Annotated in this window: 27 protein-coding genes and 1 other RNA gene; 25 read left to right on the top strand and 3 right to left on the bottom strand. The window is 38.3% G+C overall.

Annotated elements, in window-relative coordinates; translation table 11 throughout:
* Positions 1-66 precede the first annotated feature (66 nt).
* Positions 67-600, bottom strand: a complete 534-nt coding sequence (locus KGF86_RS00330) for a cysteine hydrolase family protein (protein ID WP_186871081.1) — start codon at positions 598-600, stop codon at positions 67-69.
* A gap of 90 nt (positions 601-690) precedes the next feature.
* Between KGF86_RS00330 and tadA the strand changes: the two genes are divergently transcribed.
* The 6 genes from tadA to KGF86_RS00300 all read left to right on the top strand — a co-directional run bounded on the left by tadA (position 691) and on the right by KGF86_RS00300 (position 4,628).
* Positions 691-1,152 (top strand): tRNA adenosine(34) deaminase TadA, encoded by a 462-nt coding sequence (gene tadA / locus KGF86_RS00325; RefSeq protein WP_186871082.1) that lies wholly within the window; start codon positions 691-693, stop codon positions 1,150-1,152.
* A gap of 65 nt (positions 1,153-1,217) precedes the next feature.
* Positions 1,218-1,484, top strand: an RNA gene (gene ffs / locus KGF86_RS00320) — signal recognition particle sRNA large type.
* A gap of 177 nt (positions 1,485-1,661) precedes the next feature.
* The gene (gene dnaX / locus KGF86_RS00315; protein WP_211740787.1) at positions 1,662-3,353 is read left to right on the top strand and encodes a DNA polymerase III subunit gamma/tau; all 1,692 of its coding nucleotides are present in this window, start codon (positions 1,662-1,664) and stop codon (positions 3,351-3,353) included.
* Between the two features lie 97 nt (positions 3,354-3,450).
* Entirely contained in the window at positions 3,451-3,771 is a 321-nt protein-coding gene (locus KGF86_RS00310; protein ID WP_186871084.1) for a YbaB/EbfC family nucleoid-associated protein, read from the top strand.
* Between the two features lie 17 nt (positions 3,772-3,788).
* Positions 3,789-4,385 carry a recombination mediator RecR gene (recR, locus tag KGF86_RS00305; protein ID WP_186871085.1) on the top strand — a complete coding sequence of 199 codons (597 nt, stop codon included), beginning with the start codon at positions 3,789-3,791 and terminating at the stop codon, positions 4,383-4,385.
* A gap of 15 nt (positions 4,386-4,400) precedes the next feature.
* Positions 4,401-4,628 (top strand): YaaL family protein, encoded by a 228-nt coding sequence (locus KGF86_RS00300; protein ID WP_211740786.1) that lies wholly within the window; start codon positions 4,401-4,403, stop codon positions 4,626-4,628.
* Positions 4,629-4,759: 131 nt separating this feature from the next.
* Here the strand turns inward: KGF86_RS00300 and KGF86_RS00295 are convergent, their stop codons facing one another.
* Entirely contained in the window at positions 4,760-5,611 is an 852-nt protein-coding gene (locus tag KGF86_RS00295) for an MBL fold metallo-hydrolase (protein ID WP_211740785.1), read from the bottom strand.
* Between the two features lie 346 nt (positions 5,612-5,957).
* On the opposite strand from KGF86_RS00295, the gene KGF86_RS00290 reads away from it, so the two are divergent.
* The 12 genes from KGF86_RS00290 (at position 5,958) to rsmI (ending at position 13,832) form a co-directional block, all read left to right on the top strand.
* Positions 5,958-6,224 carry a pro-sigmaK processing inhibitor BofA family protein gene (locus KGF86_RS00290; protein WP_211740784.1) on the top strand — a complete coding sequence of 89 codons (267 nt, stop codon included), beginning with the start codon at positions 5,958-5,960 and terminating at the stop codon, positions 6,222-6,224.
* A gap of 85 nt (positions 6,225-6,309) precedes the next feature.
* Positions 6,310-6,504: a sigma factor G inhibitor Gin gene (locus KGF86_RS19445; protein ID WP_211740783.1), complete on the top strand. Its 195-nt coding sequence runs from the start codon at positions 6,310-6,312 to the stop codon at positions 6,502-6,504.
* Positions 6,505-6,592: 88 nt separating this feature from the next.
* Positions 6,593-8,005, top strand: coding sequence for an aminotransferase class I/II-fold pyridoxal phosphate-dependent enzyme (locus KGF86_RS00280; protein WP_211740782.1), 1,413 nt, complete (start codon positions 6,593-6,595; stop codon positions 8,003-8,005).
* A gap of 22 nt (positions 8,006-8,027) precedes the next feature.
* A complete protein-coding gene (gene tmk / locus KGF86_RS00275) occupies positions 8,028-8,663 on the top strand; it encodes a dTMP kinase (RefSeq protein WP_211740781.1) in 636 nt (211 codons plus the stop codon).
* A 17-nt stretch (positions 8,664-8,680) separates the two neighbouring features.
* Positions 8,681-9,010 (top strand): cyclic-di-AMP receptor, encoded by a 330-nt coding sequence (locus KGF86_RS00270; RefSeq protein WP_186871091.1) that lies wholly within the window; start codon positions 8,681-8,683, stop codon positions 9,008-9,010.
* Positions 9,011-9,037: 27 nt separating this feature from the next.
* Positions 9,038-9,478, top strand: coding sequence for a YaaR family protein (locus KGF86_RS00265; protein WP_211740780.1), 441 nt, complete (start codon positions 9,038-9,040; stop codon positions 9,476-9,478).
* A 119-nt stretch (positions 9,479-9,597) separates the two neighbouring features.
* Positions 9,598-10,584, top strand: a complete 987-nt coding sequence (holB, locus tag KGF86_RS00260) for a DNA polymerase III subunit delta' (protein WP_211740779.1) — start codon at positions 9,598-9,600, stop codon at positions 10,582-10,584.
* Between the two features lie 6 nt (positions 10,585-10,590).
* Positions 10,591-11,418: a PSP1 domain-containing protein gene (locus KGF86_RS00255; protein ID WP_186871094.1), complete on the top strand. Its 828-nt coding sequence runs from the start codon at positions 10,591-10,593 to the stop codon at positions 11,416-11,418.
* Between the two features lie 14 nt (positions 11,419-11,432).
* Positions 11,433-11,771, top strand: coding sequence for a DNA replication initiation control protein YabA (yabA, locus tag KGF86_RS00250; RefSeq protein WP_186871095.1), 339 nt, complete (start codon positions 11,433-11,435; stop codon positions 11,769-11,771).
* A 187-nt stretch (positions 11,772-11,958) separates the two neighbouring features.
* A complete protein-coding gene (locus KGF86_RS00245) occupies positions 11,959-12,699 on the top strand; it encodes a tRNA1(Val) (adenine(37)-N6)-methyltransferase (protein WP_186871096.1) in 741 nt (246 codons plus the stop codon).
* Positions 12,692-12,985, top strand: a complete 294-nt coding sequence (locus tag KGF86_RS00240; RefSeq protein WP_186871097.1) for a GIY-YIG nuclease family protein — start codon at positions 12,692-12,694, stop codon at positions 12,983-12,985. The genes KGF86_RS00245 and KGF86_RS00240 overlap by 8 nt, the downstream gene beginning before the upstream one ends.
* A complete protein-coding gene (gene rsmI / locus KGF86_RS00235; protein WP_211740778.1) occupies positions 12,963-13,832 on the top strand; it encodes a 16S rRNA (cytidine(1402)-2'-O)-methyltransferase in 870 nt (289 codons plus the stop codon). The genes KGF86_RS00240 and rsmI overlap by 23 nt, the downstream gene beginning before the upstream one ends.
* A gap of 115 nt (positions 13,833-13,947) precedes the next feature.
* Here the strand turns inward: rsmI and abrB are convergent, their stop codons facing one another.
* Positions 13,948-14,223, bottom strand: a complete 276-nt coding sequence (abrB, locus tag KGF86_RS00230; RefSeq protein WP_186871099.1) for a transition state genes transcriptional regulator AbrB — start codon at positions 14,221-14,223, stop codon at positions 13,948-13,950.
* 364 nt (positions 14,224-14,587) lie between these two features.
* Between abrB and metG the strand changes: the two genes are divergently transcribed.
* From metG to veg, 7 genes are all read left to right on the top strand, one after another.
* Positions 14,588-16,540: a methionine--tRNA ligase gene (metG, locus tag KGF86_RS00225; RefSeq protein ID WP_211740777.1), complete on the top strand. Its 1,953-nt coding sequence runs from the start codon at positions 14,588-14,590 to the stop codon at positions 16,538-16,540.
* A gap of 157 nt (positions 16,541-16,697) precedes the next feature.
* Positions 16,698-17,468 carry a TatD family hydrolase gene (locus KGF86_RS00220; RefSeq protein WP_211740776.1) on the top strand — a complete coding sequence of 257 codons (771 nt, stop codon included), beginning with the start codon at positions 16,698-16,700 and terminating at the stop codon, positions 17,466-17,468.
* A gap of 247 nt (positions 17,469-17,715) precedes the next feature.
* Positions 17,716-18,897 carry a resuscitation-promoting factor gene (locus KGF86_RS00215; RefSeq protein WP_211740775.1) on the top strand — a complete coding sequence of 394 codons (1,182 nt, stop codon included), beginning with the start codon at positions 17,716-17,718 and terminating at the stop codon, positions 18,895-18,897.
* Between the two features lie 173 nt (positions 18,898-19,070).
* Positions 19,071-19,637, top strand: a complete 567-nt coding sequence (gene rnmV, locus KGF86_RS00210) for a ribonuclease M5 (RefSeq protein ID WP_186871103.1) — start codon at positions 19,071-19,073, stop codon at positions 19,635-19,637.
* Positions 19,630-20,514 (top strand): 16S rRNA (adenine(1518)-N(6)/adenine(1519)-N(6))-dimethyltransferase RsmA, encoded by an 885-nt coding sequence (gene rsmA, locus KGF86_RS00205; protein ID WP_186871104.1) that lies wholly within the window; start codon positions 19,630-19,632, stop codon positions 20,512-20,514. The genes rnmV and rsmA overlap by 8 nt, the downstream gene beginning before the upstream one ends.
* Before the next feature lie 117 nt (positions 20,515-20,631).
* Positions 20,632-21,522: a sporulation peptidase YabG gene (gene yabG / locus KGF86_RS00200; protein ID WP_186871105.1), complete on the top strand. Its 891-nt coding sequence runs from the start codon at positions 20,632-20,634 to the stop codon at positions 21,520-21,522.
* Between the two features lie 421 nt (positions 21,523-21,943).
* Positions 21,944-22,210, top strand: a complete 267-nt coding sequence (gene veg / locus KGF86_RS00195) for a biofilm formation stimulator Veg (protein ID WP_211740774.1) — start codon at positions 21,944-21,946, stop codon at positions 22,208-22,210.
* Positions 22,211-22,277: the final 67 nt, after the last annotated feature.

Here is a 22,277-nt window from a genome sequence, read left to right as displayed (position 1 = left end):
AAGTCATTCAAAAAGTTGAATATGATCTATATTCAACTTTATGAAGGGAGCATGTACGTTATGCTTTTAGATAGGGTCGATATTAGCCTTCATGACCGTATTCATTAAATACAATGCATATTCATTGCCTTCTTTCTCTTCCGAAGCCATACAATTTTTCGGAATATGCATGGAAAATTGATACATATAAGCATCCTTAGCTGAAAATAGTACACATATATCTCCAGCAATACCAGCCATGATGATATGTGTCTTACCTAACTCACGGAGGAGAGACAATAATGGCGTTTGAAAAAAGGCAGAATGCTGTGGTTTAATGAGAAAGTAATCACTCGGTTTTGGTTTTACCTTTAAGATAATATGTTGATTGGCATCATTGGTACAATGCTGAATAATGATATCTGGATTGGATTGCCATAACCGATAATGATCATTTACATAAATAATAGGAAGGTTATGTTCTTCTGCAAATTGTCTGAGTTTCAATAGATTAGGTACAATTTCTTCCATGTTGGCACGAAGTTTTTCACCACCATGAAAGTTAAAATCATTGATTAAATCTATAAAAAGTACAGCAGTATTCGCTAGTTGGTTATTCAAACAATAGAACACCTCCTAATAGTCTTGAGTTGTTATTATGGTAAAAATAAGGCTAGATTATACAGATGTCGATAGAGAGCGGTGATAAGCATGAATGATGCGTATTATATGCAACTGGCGATAAAAGAAGCGGAAACGGCTAGAGAGAAAAACGAGGTACCGATAGGAGCAATTATTGTGTATCAGGATGAGGTCATTGCATCGGGATACAATGTGAGAGAACTGTCCCAGGAGACGCTATCTCACGCAGAGTTGATTGCCATACAAGAAGCCAATAAAAAAATCGGAAGCTGGCGTTTGGAGGATTGCACATTGTATGTGACATTAGAACCTTGTCCAATGTGTGCAGGGGCTATTGTTCAATCTAGAATCAAACGGGTGGTTTACGGTGCTAAGGATCCCAAGGCAGGATGTGCTGGTAGCTTGATGAATTTGCTAGATGATAACCGGTTCAACCATCAGGTGGAGGTTTGTTCTGGTATTCTGCAAGAGGAATGTGGTCAATTACTGACTAGTTTTTTTAAAACCTTACGAGAGCGGAAAAAACAATAAGCTGGAAAATATTCTTATAGAGTAGTCCATTGATTTTTTTGGTTAACATGTTATAATGGATATTACCGTGCTAGGCGGGGAGGTAGCGGTGCCCTGTAACTCGCAATCCGCTGTAGCGAGGCTGAATTCCCATCACGAGGTGAGTGACCGTGTGGTCTGCCTCAAGGGATTGGTGTTGACGTTTAGGTCCTGCGCAACAGGAACCCACGAACCCTGTCAGGTCCGGAAGGAAGCAGCAGTAAGTGGTCATTCTTGTGTGCCGTGGGGTTACCTAAACTGAGCCATGAACTTGAGTAACGCATGGGGTCGCTTCATCGACGTTGGGTGCACGGCATACATAATGAGTTTAAAGCCTCTTGTCTTGTACAAGGGGCTTTGTCGTACCTCATTTTACAATCCTCAAGTAAAATACTTCCAATTACTTAAGTACTAGATTTCTTTTTCATTATCATTCACATTCCAACTTAAAATCGGTATAATTAGGTAGAAATCATAGAGGGGAATCAATTATGAGCTATCAAGCATTGTATCGCGTATGGCGCCCAAGGACTTTTGGAGACGTTGTAGGCCAAAGCCACATAACTAGAACATTGCAAAATGCAATTGAGCAACAGAAGTTTTCACATGCTTATTTATTTACAGGCCCTCGTGGAACTGGTAAGACTAGTGCAGCTAAGATTTTTGCCAAAACCATTAACTGTGAAAAAGCCCCAGTAAAAGAGCCTTGTAATGAATGTGCGGCCTGCCGTGGCATTCAGGACGGTTCTATTTCTGATGTCATTGAAATCGATGCAGCTTCTAATACAAGTGTAGATGATATTAGGGAAATACGTGATAACGTGAAATATGCTTCTAGTGTTGTCCCATATAAAGTGTATATCATTGATGAGGTACACATGATTTCTGTTAATGCATTTAATGCATTACTGAAAACCTTAGAGGAACCACCAAAGCATGTCGTGTTTATACTAGCAACCACAGAGCCACATAAAATACCACTGACGATTATTTCAAGATGTCAGCGTTTTGACTTCAAGCCGATTTCCAACCAAGCTATTGTGGAGCGGATGCAAACGATTATAGATGCAGAAGATGTCAAGGTGACAAAGGAAGCATTAGATGCTGTCGCTCTAGCTGCTGAAGGCGGAATGCGTGATGCGTTAAGTATACTTGACCAAGCGATTTCCTATAGTGATGAACAGGTCGAATTAGAGGACGTACTAGCAGTTACCGGTGGTGTTTCACAAAAAATTCTAACCGATATCGTAGCGGCAATGCATGAGAAAAATGTACAATTAGCATTGAAAATGTTAGATCAGCTTATTCAAAATGGAAAAGACCCGGCTCGATTTGTCTATGATATCATTTATTTCTTACGGGACCTACTACTGTACAAAAGTGCCCCGTCGCTTGAAGGGATACTAGAAAGAGCTATTATCGATGACGACTTTAAGCAGTTATCAGAACGTGTACCAGAGCCTTGGATTCAGCATGCTATTATGCAATTAAATCAAACCCAGCAAGAAATGAAATGGTCTAATAATCCGAAAGTATTTATTGAGATTGCCATTATTACCATTTCTAATCGTTATCAGGATAAACTAGAGTCAACGGATTCTGTTTCCTCTGAAGCGGTTATGCAATTAACACAAAAGCTCGCTAATCTGGAAAAAGAAATCACCAACTTGAAGCAAGCACCACCACAAGTAAATACAGGAACAAAAGCTCAGCAGCCTGAAAGACGAAGAACACAAACAGGTAAATCTAAGAATAGCTATAAGATTCCATATGAGCGAATTCGTAATGTCCTGAAGGAAGCAGAAAAGCCGGCACTAAAGGAAGTTCAGTCTGTGTGGGCAAACTTCTTAAGTAAATTAAAAACAACTAGTGCACCAGCACATGCGACCATTCAGGATTCGAAACCGGCAGCAGCATCCGAGACATCTCTTGTTGTTGCATTTAAATACGAAATACACTGTTCATTATTTTTAGATAACCGTGAGCTAGTTGAATCTGTACTAACAAGTGTATTAAATAAACAACTAACCATTATTCCAATCCCGAATAATGCATGGCAAGAATTACGAAGTGAATATATTAATAATCAAGAACCATCTAACCCAGAACAAACGAACACCGACCCAATCGTCGATGAAGCAAGAAAGCTATTTGGGGATGACTTGATTGAGATACATGATTGAACATGAGGCTTTTTTAGATTAGATTGTTGCGTAGGTTGATTAACGACAACGATCAGGCCAAGAGCTGAAAATTAAACTATCAAAGGAGGCGTTTTCCATGAAAGGTATGGGAAATATGGGCAATATGATGAAACAAATGCAAAAAATGCAAAAGAAAATGATGCAGGCACAGGAAGAATTATTCGAAATGGAATTTGAAGCATCAGCTGGCGGTGGCATGGTTACCGTTAAAGCAAACGGAAAAAAAGAAATTATCGATGTTCAAATTAAAGAAGAAGTAGTAGATCCAGACGACATCGAAATGCTACAAGACTTAATTCTTGCAGCAACAAATGATGTGATTAAACAAGTGGATGACAAAACAAATGAAACCATGGGACAATTTACCAAAGGATTAAACATGCCAGGCATGTTCTAATTCTAGGAGGAAACTTCATGTATTATCCAGAACCAATTTCAAAGCTGATTGACAGCTTTACAAAATTGCCAGGTATTGGGCCGAAGACGGCTGTTCGTCTGGCTTTTTTTGTATTAAACATGAAAGATGATGATGTACTAGAGTTTGCTAATTCACTCGTCAATGCTAAGCGCGAACTAACACATTGCTCCATCTGTGGTCATATCACGGATCAAGATCCATGTGCTATATGTTCGGACACAACCCGGGATAATTCGGTTATTTGTGTGGTTCAGGATCCAAAGGACGTAATAGCAATGGAAAAGATGAAGGAATTCCATGGGAAATATCATGTCCTTCACGGTGCCATTTCACCAATGGATGGAATTGGTCCTGAAGACATAAATGTTCCAGATTTGTTAAATCGTTTAAAGGATGAACAAGTGAATGAAATTATTTTGGCAACCAATCCTAATATCGAGGGAGAAGCCACTGCAATGTACATTTCGCGTTTAGTAAAACCTTCTGGAATCCGTACAACAAGAATTGCACACGGATTACCGGTTGGCGGCGATTTAGAATATGCAGATGAAGTCACATTGTCAAAAGCTTTAGAGGGTAGGAGAGAACTGTAAAGTTAGGTGACACTTGTGGGAAAAAAGAGAAAGCAAAAGCAAAAGCGAGAGGTCGATGAGCTTTTATTGGATGCTATTTTCTCCGTCGAAAAGGAATGGAAACAAATAAAATCTCTTATTGATCGTTCCATAGAGCCGACATTCGAGGGAAATAGCACAGAAAAGCTAGCTCGGTCGAAGTATTTATTTTTATTAAAAGAGGCAAAGCACCGAAATATTAGTGCGATACGATATAGTAAATGAGATATAGTAGTAACGAAAACAGAGCGCTTAGAAAATTTGAGCGCTCTGTTTGCATGTTGTCTGTACGACTAGATGTCGTTCGGATAGCTGATTTTTAGTTGGCTAAAATAAAATACCGATACGTTTCATTTTTATTGTGAATGAATTCGTTGGTCATTTACAAATGCTTTTAAAAAGAAGTGCTCATTAGAATTTGGAGTCCTACTATACACCAGCTCAAAATTCGCAACGGCCTTTTCTAATGATGTGGAATTGGTTACGTTGCTGGTGGAAATCAGTTCTTTCCAATAGCGATTCATCTCCTCCAAATCACAAATTGATTCATGTCCGAGTAAGTAGTAATTAGCATCATATTTTTGAATATCCTCGATCATAGGCAATAAAAGTGATTGTTTGATATGGAATAAACCATTTGTAGTTGTACCATAAGCACTATCTCCTAAGAAAAGCACTTTATCATCAGGAACATAAATAATCGTTGAATCATTGCTATGAGTACTCCTAATTTTTTCAAGTACACAAACTTTGTTCCCTAAGTCAATAGTAAGCGACTTTTCAAACATAATATCTGGAGCATGTAATCTAAATGATTCTCTCGCTGGTATTTCACTTTTTATCATTTCCATACATTTAGATGACATCCATTTAGAGTCTACATATGTTTGAAGCGATTCATCATCAAATGAATAGTTTTGCCATGTAGTTAAAAATTCATTTGTCCGGTTATTTACGATGATGATGGAAGAATCAAACTCATTTAACCCTAGAAAATGGTCCCAATGTCCATGGGTAATGACCAAATATTTTACTGGTGGTACAGGTAGACGTTTAATTTCATTTAAAAATTCTTGTGCATGTTGAACAGAATTTCCGGCATCTATTACTAAACTATATTTATCTCCACAGACCAGCCCTAAAGTTGGTCTTTCTTTATTATCGTCGTTATCTAAATAATAGATAGATTGATTTAATTTATTTAGCATGTTCCTTCTCCTCTACATTTTAATCATCTGCGAAAAGAGAAAATCTACATGCTTATTATCAAGTTAGATTATATAGATTTTCTCATATTATTTTTTCACCATTGGACGTTACCTCCGCTTTTATGAGTGCCACATCATTTAAAAATCAAACGATGCGGCCTGATTCCATTTATTATATCAATATTTTTCCAATAATTCCTTATTAATTGATTATTTTTGCAAGTGGAGTAAAGCCTTCTACGATGAGAAATTATGTATTTTCTACAATATCCACTAAGTTAGTTCTTTTTTTACCGTTCCAATCATATTTACTTATATAAGGGACAAGTTAAAGGAGTTGATGTAAGTGAATCCGACAATCGTCATTTCTATCATGGTTGGGGTTATTGTGTTATTACTTCTCTTTGGTACTTCATTTAAGCCGATGCGATTTCTTGCGCATGGTACGGTTAAATTAGGAATCGGGATTTTAATTTTATTCTTCTTCAATGTGATTGGTGGCTCGTTTGGATTGCATATTCCAATCAATTTATTCACAGCGATTGTATCTGGATTCCTGGGATTATTTGGACTTGCTTCGCTTGCGGCAATTCATATGATTATTCTTCCCTAATTGAAGATAAAAGTTTCAAAGAATTATAGTATAGCTTCCGTTTATTCTGGTTAAACTAGCTACTAGTTTAACGGAGGTGGGGAACATGGAACAAAGAATAGTAGAATTAAAACATTGTGGTATATGCGAGGAAAAGAAGGAACTTGGGATACATGTATACAACATGTTTATATGCACGGAGTGTGAATACAATATGATTCATACAGAGCCTCGAGAGGAAAAATACCATTATTATTTGCAAAAACTAAAAAATATTAATCAACCTTCACTCTTTTCATAGATTGTGAAATCGGTCTTTGCATTATTTCTTGCAAAGGCTTTTTTAGTTGTTATGATATTGGTATCAGTTTTTGAAAGGGAAATGACCGATGAATCAACAAGCAATGCCTTTACTAGAGCAATTAATTACATTTAATAAACAAAATCCGCTATCCTTTCATGTTCCGGGACATAAGCATGGTGACATTCTATCTAAAGCAGCAGAGCCTTATTTTAAATCGATTTTACCAATCGATTTAACCGAATTATCGGGGCTGGATGATTTACATGCTCCACAAGGGGTTATTAACGAGGCACAACGACTTGCAGCAGAATACTTTGGCGCTGATCATACCTTTTTCTTAGTCGGCGGGAGTACGGCCGGTAATTTAGCTATGATACTTGCTACCTGTGCACCGGGCGATAAAATAATTGTGCAGCGGAATAGCCATAAATCGATTATGAATGGCCTTGAGCTGTCTGGTGCGAAGCCGATATTGATTAGTCCTGTATTTAATGAAGCGGTGGAACGTTTTACAGCACCAAGCTTTCGAACAGTGAAAGAAGCAATACTGGCCCACCCAGATGCTAAAGCGATCGTATTAACCTATCCGGATTACTTTGGGAAAACCTATGATTTAAAAGAAATGATTGACTTCGCACATGAGCACGAGCTGCCGGTCTTAGTAGATGAAGCCCATGGGGTCCATTTTTCACTTGGGGAGCCTTTTCCAACGTCAGCACTTGCTTTAGGAGCGGATGTTGTTGTCCAATCGGCACATAAGATGGCGCCTGCAATGACGATGGCCTCGTTCCTACATGTCCAATCATCTTATATTTCAAAGGAGCAAATTGCTCATTATTTACAAATGATCCAATCGAGTAGTCCGTCTTATCCATTAATGGCCTCTTTAGATATGGCGAGACATTATCTAGCTAATTTATCAGGTGATGAAATCCAACGTGTACTAGAGTCGGTTCAGACACTTCGGAATATATGGAAGAAAGGGAAGCACTGGCACATAGTGGAAAGTGATGACCCATTGAAAATTACGCTACAAGTAAGAAAAGGACTGTCTGGATTTGATTTAGCAAGTGTGTTAGAAGATTACCATGTATATCCCGAGTTAGCGACAGATACACAGGTACTACTCATTCACGGAATAAAAGGATTTGACCAGTTTACACGGGTTGAGAAAATAGTAAATTCGATGAACGAACAATATAAATATAGGACAAATCATGCTACAATAGAGGTAAGTACATTATTTCATGAACCGATGAAAGAACTAGCAGTAAGCTATCTTGATATGTATAGTCTGCCCAAGAAAAAGGTTCCAATAGAGCAGGCAATCGGCTTGATTGCGGCAGAAGCGATTATTCCGTATCCACCAGGTATTCCTGTTATTTTAAAAGGAGAAAGGATAACGGAAGAACAAATTAGACTAATTCATCATTTAATAAAGCAAGGGGCAACAATTCAGCATCAAGATATGGAGCAAGGCATCCAGGTTTTTGGCTGAAAACTAAAGGAGAAGAAATTACGTGAGCGGTTATTTTATTACGTTTGAAGGTGGCGAAGGAGCAGGTAAAACGTCTATTCTTCACTCTATAGCAGATAAGCTACAACAATTAGGGTATGACGTGGTTCAAACACGTGAACCCGGTGGTATTGATATAGCGGAAAAAATCCGTAATATTATTCTTAATCCATCACATACAGCAATGGATGGAAGAACAGAAGCATTATTATATGCAGCAGCAAGAAGACAGCATTTAGTAGAAAAGGTTTTCCCAGCATTAGAACAGGGAAAAATTGTACTATGTGATCGTTTTATTGATAGCAGCTTAGCTTACCAGGGCTATGCGAGAGAATTAGGAATGGATGAAGTGTTTACTATTAATCAATTCGCTATTCAGAATGCAATGCCTAATTTAACCTTATTCTTTGATATTGAGCCGAGAAAAGGCTTGGAGAGAATCTCGCTTAATAAAGATAGAGAAAGAAATCGATTGGATCTAGAAGAAATAGAATTCCATGAAAAGGTTTATGAGGCTTATCAGCTATTAGTAAAGCGATTCCCAGAAAGAATTCAAGTTATTAATGCCGATCAGTCGATAGAAAAGGTAGAGGAAGACAGCCTATCATTAATAACCCAATATTTAAATACTATGGAGTAAAGAAAGGAGGTTAGCGTATGAAATTAGTTATGGCCGTTATTCAAGATAAGGATTCCAACCGCTTAACAGATGCCCTTGGAAAAAATAATTATCAGTCTACCAAGCTTGCAACGACCGGTGGATTTTTAAAAGAGGGGAATACCACTTTAATTATCGGTTGTGAGGATGAGCGTGTCGATGATGTATTACAAATCATCAAAGAAAACTGTTCTCAACGCGAACAGATGGTAGCACCTATTTCACCAATGGGTGGAAATGCAGATTCGTATATTCCACGTCCTGTTAAAGTAGAGGTTGGCGGAGCTACAGTATTTGTATTGCCGATTGAATCATTTTTTCAATTCTAAACTAGAACTTGGAAGGGGGCTGAGCAGATGAAGATAAGTCAAGAAATGCTAAAACAGATTGATACTTCTCAAAAAAGTGTTCGTACGGCGAAACAAGATCAACCATCTTTTGGGTCCATTGTTCAGTCCCAAGCCCAAAAGATGCAAGCTGCAGAACTTCAGAGATTAATGAGTGATATTACGGTTCAAGGAGACCGATTAGCACGATTTCGTTCTTTTAAGGATTTGGTCAAGTTTAAGCGGCTAATTAAACGTTTTTTAGAGGAAGCAGTTTCGAATGGATTGGATTTACAGAAGTCGCTTAGCTTTAGTTATACAGGCAGTAGTCGGAATTTGACGTTAGTGAAAGAGATTGATGAAAAGTTAATAGAGCTTACAGAAGAGATTATGAATCAGGAAAAAAAGACAGTAGATCTATTAGGACTTATAGGTGAGATTAAGGGTCTACTGGTTAACATATATACGTAAATTGGTATGGTGAAGTAATGGTAAGCACGTATCGATCCGTAAAGGCTTAGCCTTTTACTGCGTCATTACCAATAAACAAACATACGAATGAAATGGACTAGTTGTAAGGGAAGGTTTTTATGGAGACGTGGTCTGATGTGGCTGAGATTCAGCCGATGGTTTGTAAGGTTATTACCAATAGTATAAAGAAAAATCGGATTTCACATGCTTATTTACTCCAAGGTGCACGTGGGACTGGTAAGGAAGATATTGCGGTATTAATTGCGAAGGTCCTATTCTGTAGGAATAAGACAGGAGCTGATCCTTGTTTAACGTGTACGGATTGTAAGCGGATTGATTCGCGCAATCATCCCGATGTCCATTGGATTGAACCAGAGGGTCAATCGATTAAAATCGAGCAGATTAAAAACTTACAAAAGGAATTTACCTATTCTGGTCTTGAGTCGGATCAGAAAGTTTATATGATAAAGGGTGCCGATACCCTAACAGCAAACGCAGCAAATCGGATTTTAAAGTTCTTAGAGGAACCAAGTAAACAAACAACGGCTATCATGATGACAGAGAATAGCCAAGCCATTTTACCGACCATCCGCTCCCGCTGCCAGATCATTGATCTGCAGCCGTTAAATCCAGAGCATTTTCAACAGAGGTTAGTAGATTCGGGATTAAATGAGGCAACAGCCAGGTTAATGAGTGCACTAACGAATAATTTGGATGAGGCATTAGAGTGGAGTCAAGATGAGTGGTTTGCCGTAGCTAGAAAAGTAGTGGTACAATTAGTAGAAGCATTTACAGATAATTCAAATGATGTGTATTTATTTATACATAATCATTGGCTTTCTACCTTTAAAGAAAGAAAACAGCTAGAGCAAGGAATTGATTTATTGCTTTTAGCGTTTAAAGATATTCTATATTACCATCTGGATCATGTTGAATCGCTAACCTTTTTCCAGCAGGGGGAGCGATTAGAGCGTTTGGGGATGTACTTTTCACAGGAGAAATTAACGACGATCCTCCATGATTTGCTAGATGCAAAGAGAAAGTTGAAGCAGAATGTCCATCCAACACTTGTGATGGAACAGCTAACACTTCAAATAGAGAGGTGAACTAGGATGATAGGGGTTATTGGTGTCCGTTTTAAAAAAGCGGGTAAGATATATTATTTTGACCCTGCCGGCCTAGACATAGAGACGGATAGCTATGTCATCGTGGAAACGGTAAGAGGGATAGAGTTTGGTAAAGTAGTCATTGCGAATAAGATGGTAGATGAGGAAGATGTCGTTCTGCCATTAAAGAAAGTACTTCGCATTGCGAACGAGAAAGATAAGCTTACCGTAATGGAAAATAAAGAATATGCGGATCAAGCATTTGCCGCCTGCTCTAAGAAGATTGAAGAGCATGTGTTAGATATGAATTTAGTCGATGTAGAATATACATTTGACCGTAATAAAATTATTTTTTACTTTACTGCTGACGGACGTGTTGATTTCCGTGAACTAGTAAAAGATTTAGCTGCAATGTTTAAAACACGAATCGAGCTAAGACAAATTGGTGTTCGTGATGAGGCAAAAATGCTAGGTGGGATTGGACCTTGTGGTAGAATGCTATGTTGCTCTACTTTTTTAGGGGATTTTGAACCAGTATCAATTAAGATGGCCAAAGATCAAAACTTGTCTCTCAACCCAGCTAAAATATCTGGCTTATGTGGAAGACTTATGTGTTGTCTAAAATATGAGAATGATGAATATGAAGAAGCAAAACGTGAGCTTCCGGATTTAGGCGAGCATGTAAAAACGCCACACGGAAGAGGGCATGTGGTTGGTCTTAATATTCTTGATCGCGTTATTCAAATAGAAATTCCATCAAAAGAACGTGTTATTGAATATACCTTGGATGAACTCATCGAAGAAGGAATTGTGACAGCTCAGGGCCAAGAATAATGGAGTGAGTCGAATTGCAAAAAAGACAAATATTTGACCAAGTAACCGATATGGAAAAGCAAATTGGTGAATTATATGAACAGCTAGGTGATTTGAAGGGTAAACTTCGTGATTTACTAGAAGAAAATCATCGCTTAGCTATGGAAAACCATCATTTACGTAATCGATTGGATGGATTGGAGTCTGATCCGGAAACCTCGGGTGAAGAGTTAACGAAGATGCCAAGTGAGGGCTATGATAATTTAGCAAGATTATATGAAGAGGGTTTTCATATTTGTAATTTGGAATTTGGGAGTCCAAGACGGAATGAAGACTGTATGTTTTGTTTAGATTTTCTTAGTAAAAAGAAATAACATATAATATAGCTGTCTGGTGAAGATTAAATCCAGACAGCTTTTCTTTATTTTTTGTTCTTATGCCGTGATAGAGACTCGTTAAACACTTCAGAGTATCTTGGCTTAAGTATAATTGGAGTTACTGTTATAAAACAACAAGAAAAATAATCATAATGTTTCAGGTAGTAGGAAAGGATTTAGAGGCATGGTTAAATTATTTGATGATGAGAGGCTGGATTATTTAGTGGCAGATGAGGGGATGCAGATTATTCAAAGTCCTACTGCTTTTTCCTTTTCGTTAGATGCGGTGCTGTTGGCGAATTTTGCTCAAATACCGATTAAGAGAGGGTCCATTCTTGATTTATGTAGTGGCAATGGTGTGATCCCGCTTTTATTGTCTAGAAAGAGTCAGGCACAAATTGTAGGTGTTGAAATACAGGATAGGATTATTCATATGGCAAAGCGCAGTATTGAGCTAAATGAATTAACCGAGCAGATTACAATGATTCATGGAGATATTCGCAACCTAAAGGAAGAATTAGGACATTCTAGCTTTGACGTGGTAACGTGTAATCCACCGTATTTTAAAACGCCATCTCGTACAGAGCATAATCAGAATGAGCATTTAACAATTGCGAGACATGAAGTGCTCTGCACATTAGAAGATGCCGTGAAAGCATGTAAGCTACATGTTCGGCCAGGTGGAAAAGTAGCGATGGTACATAGACCAGGAAGGCTTGTTGATATTTTAACTACTTTCCGCGCCTATCGGTTGGAACCGAAACGAATCCGTCTCGTCTATCCGAAAAAGGGTCGTGAGGCGAATATGCTACTAATTGAGGGCGTTCGTGATGGGAAAGCAGATTTACATATTTTGCCGCCATTAGTTATTTATAATGAAGATGGTACTTACACAGAGGAAGCAAAGGAGATTATCTATGAGTGATCAAGAACATACGGTATACATCCTGAAATGCAGTGATAATACACTATATACTGGCTACACGAATGATTTAGAGAATCGGCTAAAGGCGCATGAAGCTGGTAAGGGTGCAAAATACACACGAGGACGTGGACCTTTTCAAGTAATGTTTGTGGAGAAATTCCCTACGAAAGAAGAAGCGATGAAGCGAGAATATGAAATTAAGCAATTAACGAGAAAAGGGAAATTCCAGTTAATCCGAGATAAATTGAAAGAGGTTATGCAGTATGATCGTTCAAAAGAGCTTTGAACCCCGTGATGTAGGAACGTTATATGTTGTTCCGACCCCTATTGGTAATTTAGAGGATATTACCTACCGGGCACTTTCTGTATTAAAATCGGTATCGGTAATTGCTGCAGAGGATACGCGGAATACGAAAAGACTATTAAATCACTTTGAGATTTCTACCTCGTTAATCAGCTACCATGAGCATAATAAAATCGGACGAGAGAACCAGCTACTAGAAAAGTTAGCAGGTGGTGAGTCGATTGCATTAGTAAGTGATGCTGGTATGCCGGCCATTTCGGATCCTGGTTATGAGATAGTGAAGGCTTGTGCGGAACAAGAATACCCTGTAGTCGTCTTACCTGGTGCCAATGCGGCATTATGTGCTTTAGTAGGCTCTGGGTTGCCGAATAAGGAGTTTTTATTTTATGGCTTCCTGCCTAGAAAGCAAAAGGATAAAGAAGCGGAGTTAGCACGCTTAGGACGACTCCAAGCAACCATTATCTTCTATGAATCGCCATATAGAATAAAAGAGACCTTAAAAGCGATACAAAAGCAGCTTGGTAATCGTCAAATGGCGATCGCTCGTGAGCTGACGAAGCGCTTTGAAGAATATGTACGTGGAACAGCAGAGGAAATCGTTGCATGGGCTAATGAAAATGAGCCAAAGGGTGAATTTTGTATCGTTGTGGAAGGAAGCACTGAAGAACTTGAACCGGAAGCAGAAGTCTGGTGGGAGGGCATGGAAGTAAATGATCATGTCGAACATTATATTCAGCAGGGTCTCTCTAGTAAAGAAGCTATTAAACAAGTAGCAAAGGATAGAAATCTTCCAAAGCGAGAGGTCTATCAAGCCTATCATATTGAATAAGCATAATCGTAAGCACAATGAAAAAGCACCGTGCTCTCGCTTGGATTTTATACTATATCTTTTGAAAAAAGAGCTAGAACAGAATCTCCTGTTGTAGCTCTTTTCATAAGTTGACCTATTTAAATCGGGATTGAATCTCTTCAATTAGAAGCTTTGCTCCCTCAGGGCTAAGAACGATTTTACCGTTAGCCAATGAAATATTTTCATCTGAAGATTCTCCCGTAATTTGGCACGCCATATTAGGTTGGTATTTCTTTAAAATTACTTTGTCATTATCAACGTAAATTTCAAGTGGATCCTTGATGTTAATGTCTAATGTTCTACGTAGCTCAATAGGAATGACAACCCTTCCAAGCTCATCTACCTTTCTCACAATACCAGTAGATTTCATTAATATTCCCCTCCTCGAAATAAAAGCCATTTCGTCACTTTTCGACATATTTCTTTGCCTATATTATCAAACCTTTCCTGTTTCTGTCAAATATGTTGACCTAATTATAGGAAAATTTTATGAATTAACATTCTTTTTTTTCATACCCAGTCTAGCATAAACCTAAACCAGAACATACAAAAAAATTTATAAATATTCCATTTTGAGAGTAATTGTAAGCCATCTACAGCCTATTTGTCTAAAATTTGCTCTTAACGCTAATAATTCAAGGTATAGGTGATGATAACAAGTAAGAAAATATGGAAATCTATTGATAAAATCGATACAATAGAAGAATCTTAACAGGTTACGAGGAGGCTATTTGATGAGTGAACAAAAAACATTTTATATTACCACACCAATTTATTACCCAAGCGGTAAACTACATATAGGACATGCTTATTCCACAGTTGCTGGCGATGCTATTTCTCGTTACAAACGTATGCGTGGCTATGATGTTATGTATTTAACAGGTACAGATGAGCACGGACAAAAAATACAACGTAAAGCCGAGGAAAAAGGGGTTACCCCACAACAATATGTGGATGAAATTGTAAGTGGAATCCAAGACCTATGGAAAAAGCTTGAAATTACAAACGATGATTTTATTCGTACGACAGAAGAGCGTCATAAAAAGGTAGTTGCCAAGATTTTCGATCAATTAGTTAAACAAGGCGATATTTATTTAGACCAATATGAAGGTTGGTATTGTACTTCCGATGAATCCTTCTTTACAGAACGCCAATTAGTTGATGGGCACTGTCCAGATTGTGGTGGTAAGGTAGAGATGGTTAAAGAAGAATCCTATTTCTTCAAAATGAGTAAATATGTTGATCGTCTAGTGCAGTACTATGATGAACATCCTGAGTTTATCCAACCAGAGAGCCGTAAGAATGAAATGTTAAATAATTTTATTAAGCCAGGACTTGAAGATCTGGCAGTTTCGAGAACGACCTTTGATTGGGGAATTAAAGTTCCAGGGGATCCGAAGCATGTCATTTACGTTTGGATTGATGCACTAAGCAACTATATTACTGCTATTGGCTATGGTTCAGAAGATGAAGCGAAATTTAAGAAATACTGGCCAGCAGATGTCCATTTAATGAGTAAGGAAATTGTACGATTCCACACCATTTATTGGCCAATTATGTTAATGGCACTTGATTTACCACTTCCGAAGAAAGTATTCGCACATGGTTGGATTCTGATGAAGGACGGTAAGATGTCTAAATCAAAAGGGAATGTCGTTGACCCTGTAAGCTTGATTGACCGTTATGGTCTGGATGCATTACGTTATTATTTACTTCGTGAAGTGCCATTTGGTTCAGATGGGGTATTTACACCAGAAGGCTTTGTCGAGCGTACGAACTTTGATTTAGCAAATGATTTAGGTAATCTATTGAATCGTACCGTAGCTATGATTGAAAAGTACTTTGATGGGGAGCTTCCAGAATATCGCCTGACGGAAACAGAGGTCGATCAATCGCTAGAAGCGACGATAAAAGACACGATTCAACAAGTAGAAGAAGCATTAGAAGATATGCAGTTCTCTGTTGCACTATCCTCTATCTGGCAATTAATTAGTAGAACGAATAAATATATTGATGAGACAACACCATGGGTTCTAGCAAAGGATGAATCAAATAAAGCAAGACTTGGCAATGTGATGGCGCATTTAGCGGATTCCTTACGCATAGTTGCGGTTATGCTTCAGCCTTTCTTAACCAAATCGCCAGAAGAAATATTTAGACAGCTAGGCGTTCAAGATGATGCATTAAAAGAATGGGATAGTGTATATGAGCTAGGGCAAATTACGCCTGGTACAAAGGTTGTCAAGGGTGCACCATTATTCCCACGTCTTGAGGTGGAAGAAGAAGTAGCAGCCATTAAAGCAATGATGAAAGGCCCAGCAGTGGAGGAAGAAGAAGCAGAGCAAGAGGCAGATAAAAAAGCGGAAATTGTCTATGATGATTTCATGAAGCTTGATATGCGCGTAGCAGAGGTTATCCATGCCGAAAAAATGAAAAAAGCCGACAAACTATTAAAGCTGCAACTCGATTTAGGTAGCGAAAAACGTCAGGTTATTTCTGGTATTGCAAAATATTATTCACCAGAAGAAATGGTAGGAAAGAAAGTAATCTGTGTAACCAACCTAAAACCGGTTAAACTACGCGGTGAAATGTCAGAAGGTATGATTCTATCAGGAGAAGATGAACAAGGTAACCTATCACTAGCAACTGTAGAACAATCCCTACCAAACGGTTCGATTGTAAAGTAAGAAAAAAATGGTCTGTAGACCGTGATTCTAGTGAACAATAAGGAGTCTGGACACTAATCAATGGTATTCGGACTGATAATGAATCAAATAAAGGTCAGCAAACTACACGCCCCGAACGTGTAGCAGCCTGACCTTTTTTCATAGAAAGGACGATAACATGTTATTTGACACACATGTACATTTGAACGCTAGGCAATTTTTAGAAGACCGTGACGAGGTAATAAAACGTGCATTCGATACTGGCGTAACATACATGGTTGTAGTAGGTTTTGATCGCGAAACGATTCCACTAGCAATAGAAATAGCGGAGCAATATGACACTATTTATGCAGCAGTAGGCTGGCATCCAGTAGATGCTATCGACATGACCGACGAAGATTTGACATGGATTGAGGAATTATCACAACATCCGAAAGTAGTCGCGATTGGCGAAATGGGCTTAGACTATCATTGGGACAAGTCACCAAAGGACGTTCAAAAAGAAGTATTTCGTAAACAAATTCAATTAGCCAAAAAAGTGAAGATGCCAATCATTATTCATAACCGTGAAGCAACCGAAGATATTATTACGATCCTTCAAGAGGAGAATGCGAAAGAAATTGGCGGAATTATGCACTGTTATAATGACTCTGCCGAATATGTTCAAACATGCTTGGACATGAACTTCTATATATCACTAGGCGGTCCCGTAACATTCAAAAACGCACCAATGCCAAAAGAAGTTGCAGCGATGGTACCAATCGATCGTTTACTTATCGAAACAGATGCACCATTTCTTGCTCCACATCCCAATCGGGGAAAACGAAATGAACCTGCCTATGTAAAATTAGTAGCAGAAAAGATAGCGGAAATAAGACAAATTTCGCTAGAAGAATTAAGTGAAAAAACAACCGAAAATGCATGCTCCATTTTCAAAATCAAGAGGTAAATAGTTAAATGTAACTAGAAAAAACATATTTTTTTCATTTTTTTAGATAAAAAAGACTAGGGAAAATCTAGTCTTTTTTATTTTTGACAAAGTTAGAAATAGCAAGGGTTTAGCTGGGGTCAATGCTATTTGGACAACGAGCGGATATGGGTGTTGTAATAAAACTGTAAAACAACCGTAATCCTATAATCATTTACTTTTACATAACAGTGTCTATATAATCAATTCGAATAAGGAGGCAAGAAGCATGCGAATTGTTTCAAAGCTATTGCCGGCCTCGAAACGGATGCTGGTTATTTCAAGTATTGGTGTAATTGCACTTTTTGCATTTGGAAGTATGATACTATTTTACGCAACACAGAAAGAAGTAGTATTCGCTGAGAATGGAAAAGATAGAACAATAGCAACCCATGCCAATACAGTAGAAGAGCTACTAGAAGAAGTAGGGATTGAATTCGGAGAGCATGATGCACTATCACATGATTTAAGTGCAGAGATTGCAAACGGAATGAAAATAGAATATAAAAAAGCAAATAAAGTTATGGTTACAGTAGACGGCGAAGAACAAATGTATTATACAGTAGCCGACACAGTAGAAGAATTCTTAAATGAAAATAATCTTTCTATTGCTAAGCATGACGAATTATCCCATCCATTAGACGAAGTGATTAAAGATAACTTGGATCTTTCTGTCAAGAGAGCTTTTCAAGTGACGATTGATGATGGTGGGAAAGAAAAGAAGATTTGGACGACAGGTAGTTCTGTTCAGGAGTTGCTAAACGAAAGTAAGGTCACCTTATCAGAGCTTGATCAAGTAAAGCCAGCTCTAGATAAAACGATTACGAAGGATACGACAATCTCCATCGTTCGAGTTGAAAAGAAAGTGGAAGAAGTAACAGATATCGTTGCTTTCCAAACCGAAACACGTCAGGATAGTTCATTGGACAAAGGGCAAGAAAAAGTCATTTCGCCTGGTGAAGAGGGTGCCGTTGTTAAAACATATGAAGTGACATATGAAAACGGCAAAGAAGTAAGCCGGGATCTAGTAAGTGAAGAAGTGACAAAAGAAAGTCAAAACCGTATAGTCGCAATTGGAACGAAAGAGCCACAAAATCTTGTTACATTATCAGATGGCGGTGGCAAAGAAATTACGATGACTGCAAGTGCATTTACAGCAGAGTGTAATGGATGCTCAGGATATACCGCTACTGGGATTAACCTAAAGGATAATCCTAATACGAGAGTCATCGCGGTTGATCCAAATGTCATCCCACTCGGTACTAGAGTATGGGTAGAAGGCTACGGAGAAGCAATTGCAGGAGATACAGGCGGTCATATCAAAGGAAACCGTATTGACATCCATGTCCCAACTAAAGCAGATGCCTATAATTGGGGCGTGAAAAAAGTAAAAGTAAAAATATTAGATTAATGTAAACCATGCTCCCACCATGTTATAGTGGTAAGAGCATGGTTTTTTATTTACAGTCAGGAAAGTATAAAAATATATTCCGTAAGCATAAGAAAAAACACATTCGCTAACGGACGAGAATACATGATTCTGCTATGCGTATGGGATATTTTGAATAAAGCGAGGAACATTCATTGAAAATAAAAGAAATAATAATCGTTGAAGGAAAAGACGACACGACGAAAATAAAACTAGCAGTCGATGCGGATACGATCGAAACAAACGGATCGGCTATTAACCAAAAAACGATTCAACAAATTAAGCACGCAAAAGAAAAACGCGGTGTGATTATTTTTACCGATCCAGATTATCCAGGCGAACGTATCCGACATATTATTGACCAAGCTGTTCCAGGGTGTAAGCACGCATTCCTAACACAAGATAACGCCCGTGCGAAGCATCCTAATAACAAGAGCTTAGGAATTGAGCATGCATCCGTAGAAGTCATTAGAAAGGCATTAGAGGATGTATATGAACTAGCCGACATCGAACAAACGGATATCACGAAAGAAGATTTAATGAACTATCGGTTAATTGGAGGGCCTGGATCAAGTAAGCGACGGGAACGACTTGGAGAAATACTACAAGTTGGCCATACGAATGGAAAACAATTACTCAAACGCCTCACGATGTTTCAAATTTCTAAAGCACAGTTAGAAGAAGCGATGGAAAAGATAGAGCAGGAGGACATTCATGGATAAGAAATATATTGCAACACCTATAAAGACAAAAGAGATTTTACAAAAATATCACTTCACCTTTAAAAAGAGCCTCGGGCAGAATTTCTTAATAGATGTGAATGTGCTCAAAAATATTATTGGCCATGCAGGAATCGATAAGACGACAGGAACAATGGAAATTGGCCCGGGTATTGGCGCATTAACAGAACAACTGGCTATCCACTCAGATAAGGTCGTAGCTTTTGAAATTGATGGCCGTCTCTTACCGATTTTGGATGATACGCTATCCGACTATGATAATATTCGAATTGTACATCAAGATATTCTTAAAGCGGATGTTCATGACGTGATTAAAGAAAACTTCCAGGAGAATCAGCCTATCCATATCGTGGCTAATTTACCGTACTACATTACGACGCCAATCTTAATGAAGTTACTCCGGGAACGTTTACCTGTTGAAAGTATCACCGTTATGATCCAAAAGGAAGTAGCGGATCGAATGGCTGCACAGCCAAATACGAAAAGCTATGGCTCCTTAACCATAGCGATACAGTACTATACAGAGGCTAAGGTTGTAATGAATGTGCCGAAAACCGTATTCATGCCACAGCCAAATGTCGATTCTAGCATCTTACAGCTTGTCACGCGAAGCAAGCCACCGGTAGAGGTGGAGGATGAGGATTACTTTTTCACACTTGTCCAGGCCTCATTCGCACAACGAAGAAAAACATTACGAAATAATCTCACCAGCCATTTCAAAGGAATATTGGATAAAGACACGATTAACGAGCAGCTTGAAGCAATTGGAATTGATGGAACAAGACGTGGCGAATCACTGGATATGCAAGAATTTAGTATTTTAGCAAACGCTTTTTATAAGCTACAGCATCATAATTAGCTAGGTGTCCTTACGAGGGCACCTTTTTATATTGCTTTAAAGCACGTATAAGGCATCTTACTCATAGTCTATATAGGAGAATGCTTTCATGGTACATGGAGGCTGTGAGGTGTATATATGGAGCGTAGAGTAGTAGGTGAACTAGTTACAAGGAAATCATATCATCATGATTTGTTATTTCGGGTTTCATCCATCAAGCAGGATAAAGCAATCTTACATGGGGAAGATATACGTTTAGAAGCAGATGCACCACTAGAGGATTTAACTAAAGTTGAAGAACGAGATTTAGAAAAAAGAAGACAAAAGGGAAAAGAACAGGAAGAGTTTTCCTATCGGTTGTTTCGTCAGGATTATCAGTTGATGAAGGAAAAGCGTGATTATCAATCAACAGACGGTTATCAATATGCAGATTACTTTCAATTGCCAGCGAAAGTATTACATCTAGATGGAGATCAAAACTACCTGCGAAAATGTATTAGTCTCTATCAACGGTTAGGGTTACAAGTACATGGGGTTCATTTGAACGAAAAGGAAATGTCTTTTCATATTCAGACCCTAATTGAAAAGATCCAACCAGATATCATTGTCATTACCGGTCATGATTCCTTTTCAAAAAGCAAAGGGGCTAAACAGGATATACGAGCCTATCGCCATTCAAAATATTTTGCAGAAACCGTTAGAGAAGCAAGAAAGGTTGTTCCACACCTTGATCAATTAGTTATCTTTGCAGGGGCATGTCAGTCCCATTTCGAATCCTTAATTCGGGCCGGAGCGAATTTTGCAAGTTCTCCTCACCGTATTAATATCCATGCATTAGATCCAGTTTATATCGCGGCTAAGATAGCCTATACACCTTTTATGGAAAAGGTGAGTGTATGGGATGCGCTACGTAATACGATGACAGGTGAAAAGGGGATGGGCGGAGTAGAGACAAAAGGATTGCTTCGTACGGGGTTACCCTATTTAACAGATGATGAGGAATCAAGCGAATCGATACCAATGGAATAAAGATAGAATCGAGGTTGGGACAAAACGAAAACAAAGGTAATAAAAAACAAACAATCACTACATTAGCCCCGGAAATATACGGAGACTCCTGTGGGAGGAAAGGGCACGGCTGAGACCCCGGAAGAGCTCTAGCTCTGAGGAGGCTCACCAGCCGCCCACTAACCGCAAGTATATTTTTTCGGGGCGGATTTGATGCGCTAACTTTCATGTTCGGTTTATCCGACGTTAGAGATAGTTTTGTCCCAGCATCTTTACGTTATATGCAAAAAATATACATAATATGTCAACATTTTGTCATAATAATATCAATAAGTGGAATTTACTTGTTGACAGGAAAAAACGTATCTTGTTATAATATAAGATTTTCTTTGACTTTTAAACAAGCATATGGTATAGTTAACTTACAGTGAGGTGGAGTGTATTGGCTAAAACATTAACCGAAATTAAGCAAGGTCTCGAGTGTCAAATTGGAAAGCGATTAACGTTAAAAGCTAATGGTGGCAGAAGGAAGACAATTGAAAGAACGGGAATTTTAGCAGAAACGTACCCTTCTGTATTTATCGTTGAACTTGATCAAGATGAGAATGCTTTCGAACGTGTTTCATACAGCTATGCAGACGTACTTACAGAAACAGTAGAATTAAACTTCAATGATGAACATACTAAAGCAATGTTTTTAGATCAGTAGCCCAATGGTTTACTGATCTTTATTTTTTGTATATAATTATTAGACAATTTGAAAAAGTTTTCGGGAG

Origin of the sequence: Ornithinibacillus massiliensis, assembly GCF_018310345.1 — a bacterium.
GTDB classification, from domain to species: Bacteria; Bacillota; Bacilli; order Bacillales; family Amphibacillaceae; genus Ornithinibacillus; species Ornithinibacillus massiliensis.
This window is presented reverse-complemented; position numbering and strand designations above follow the sequence as displayed.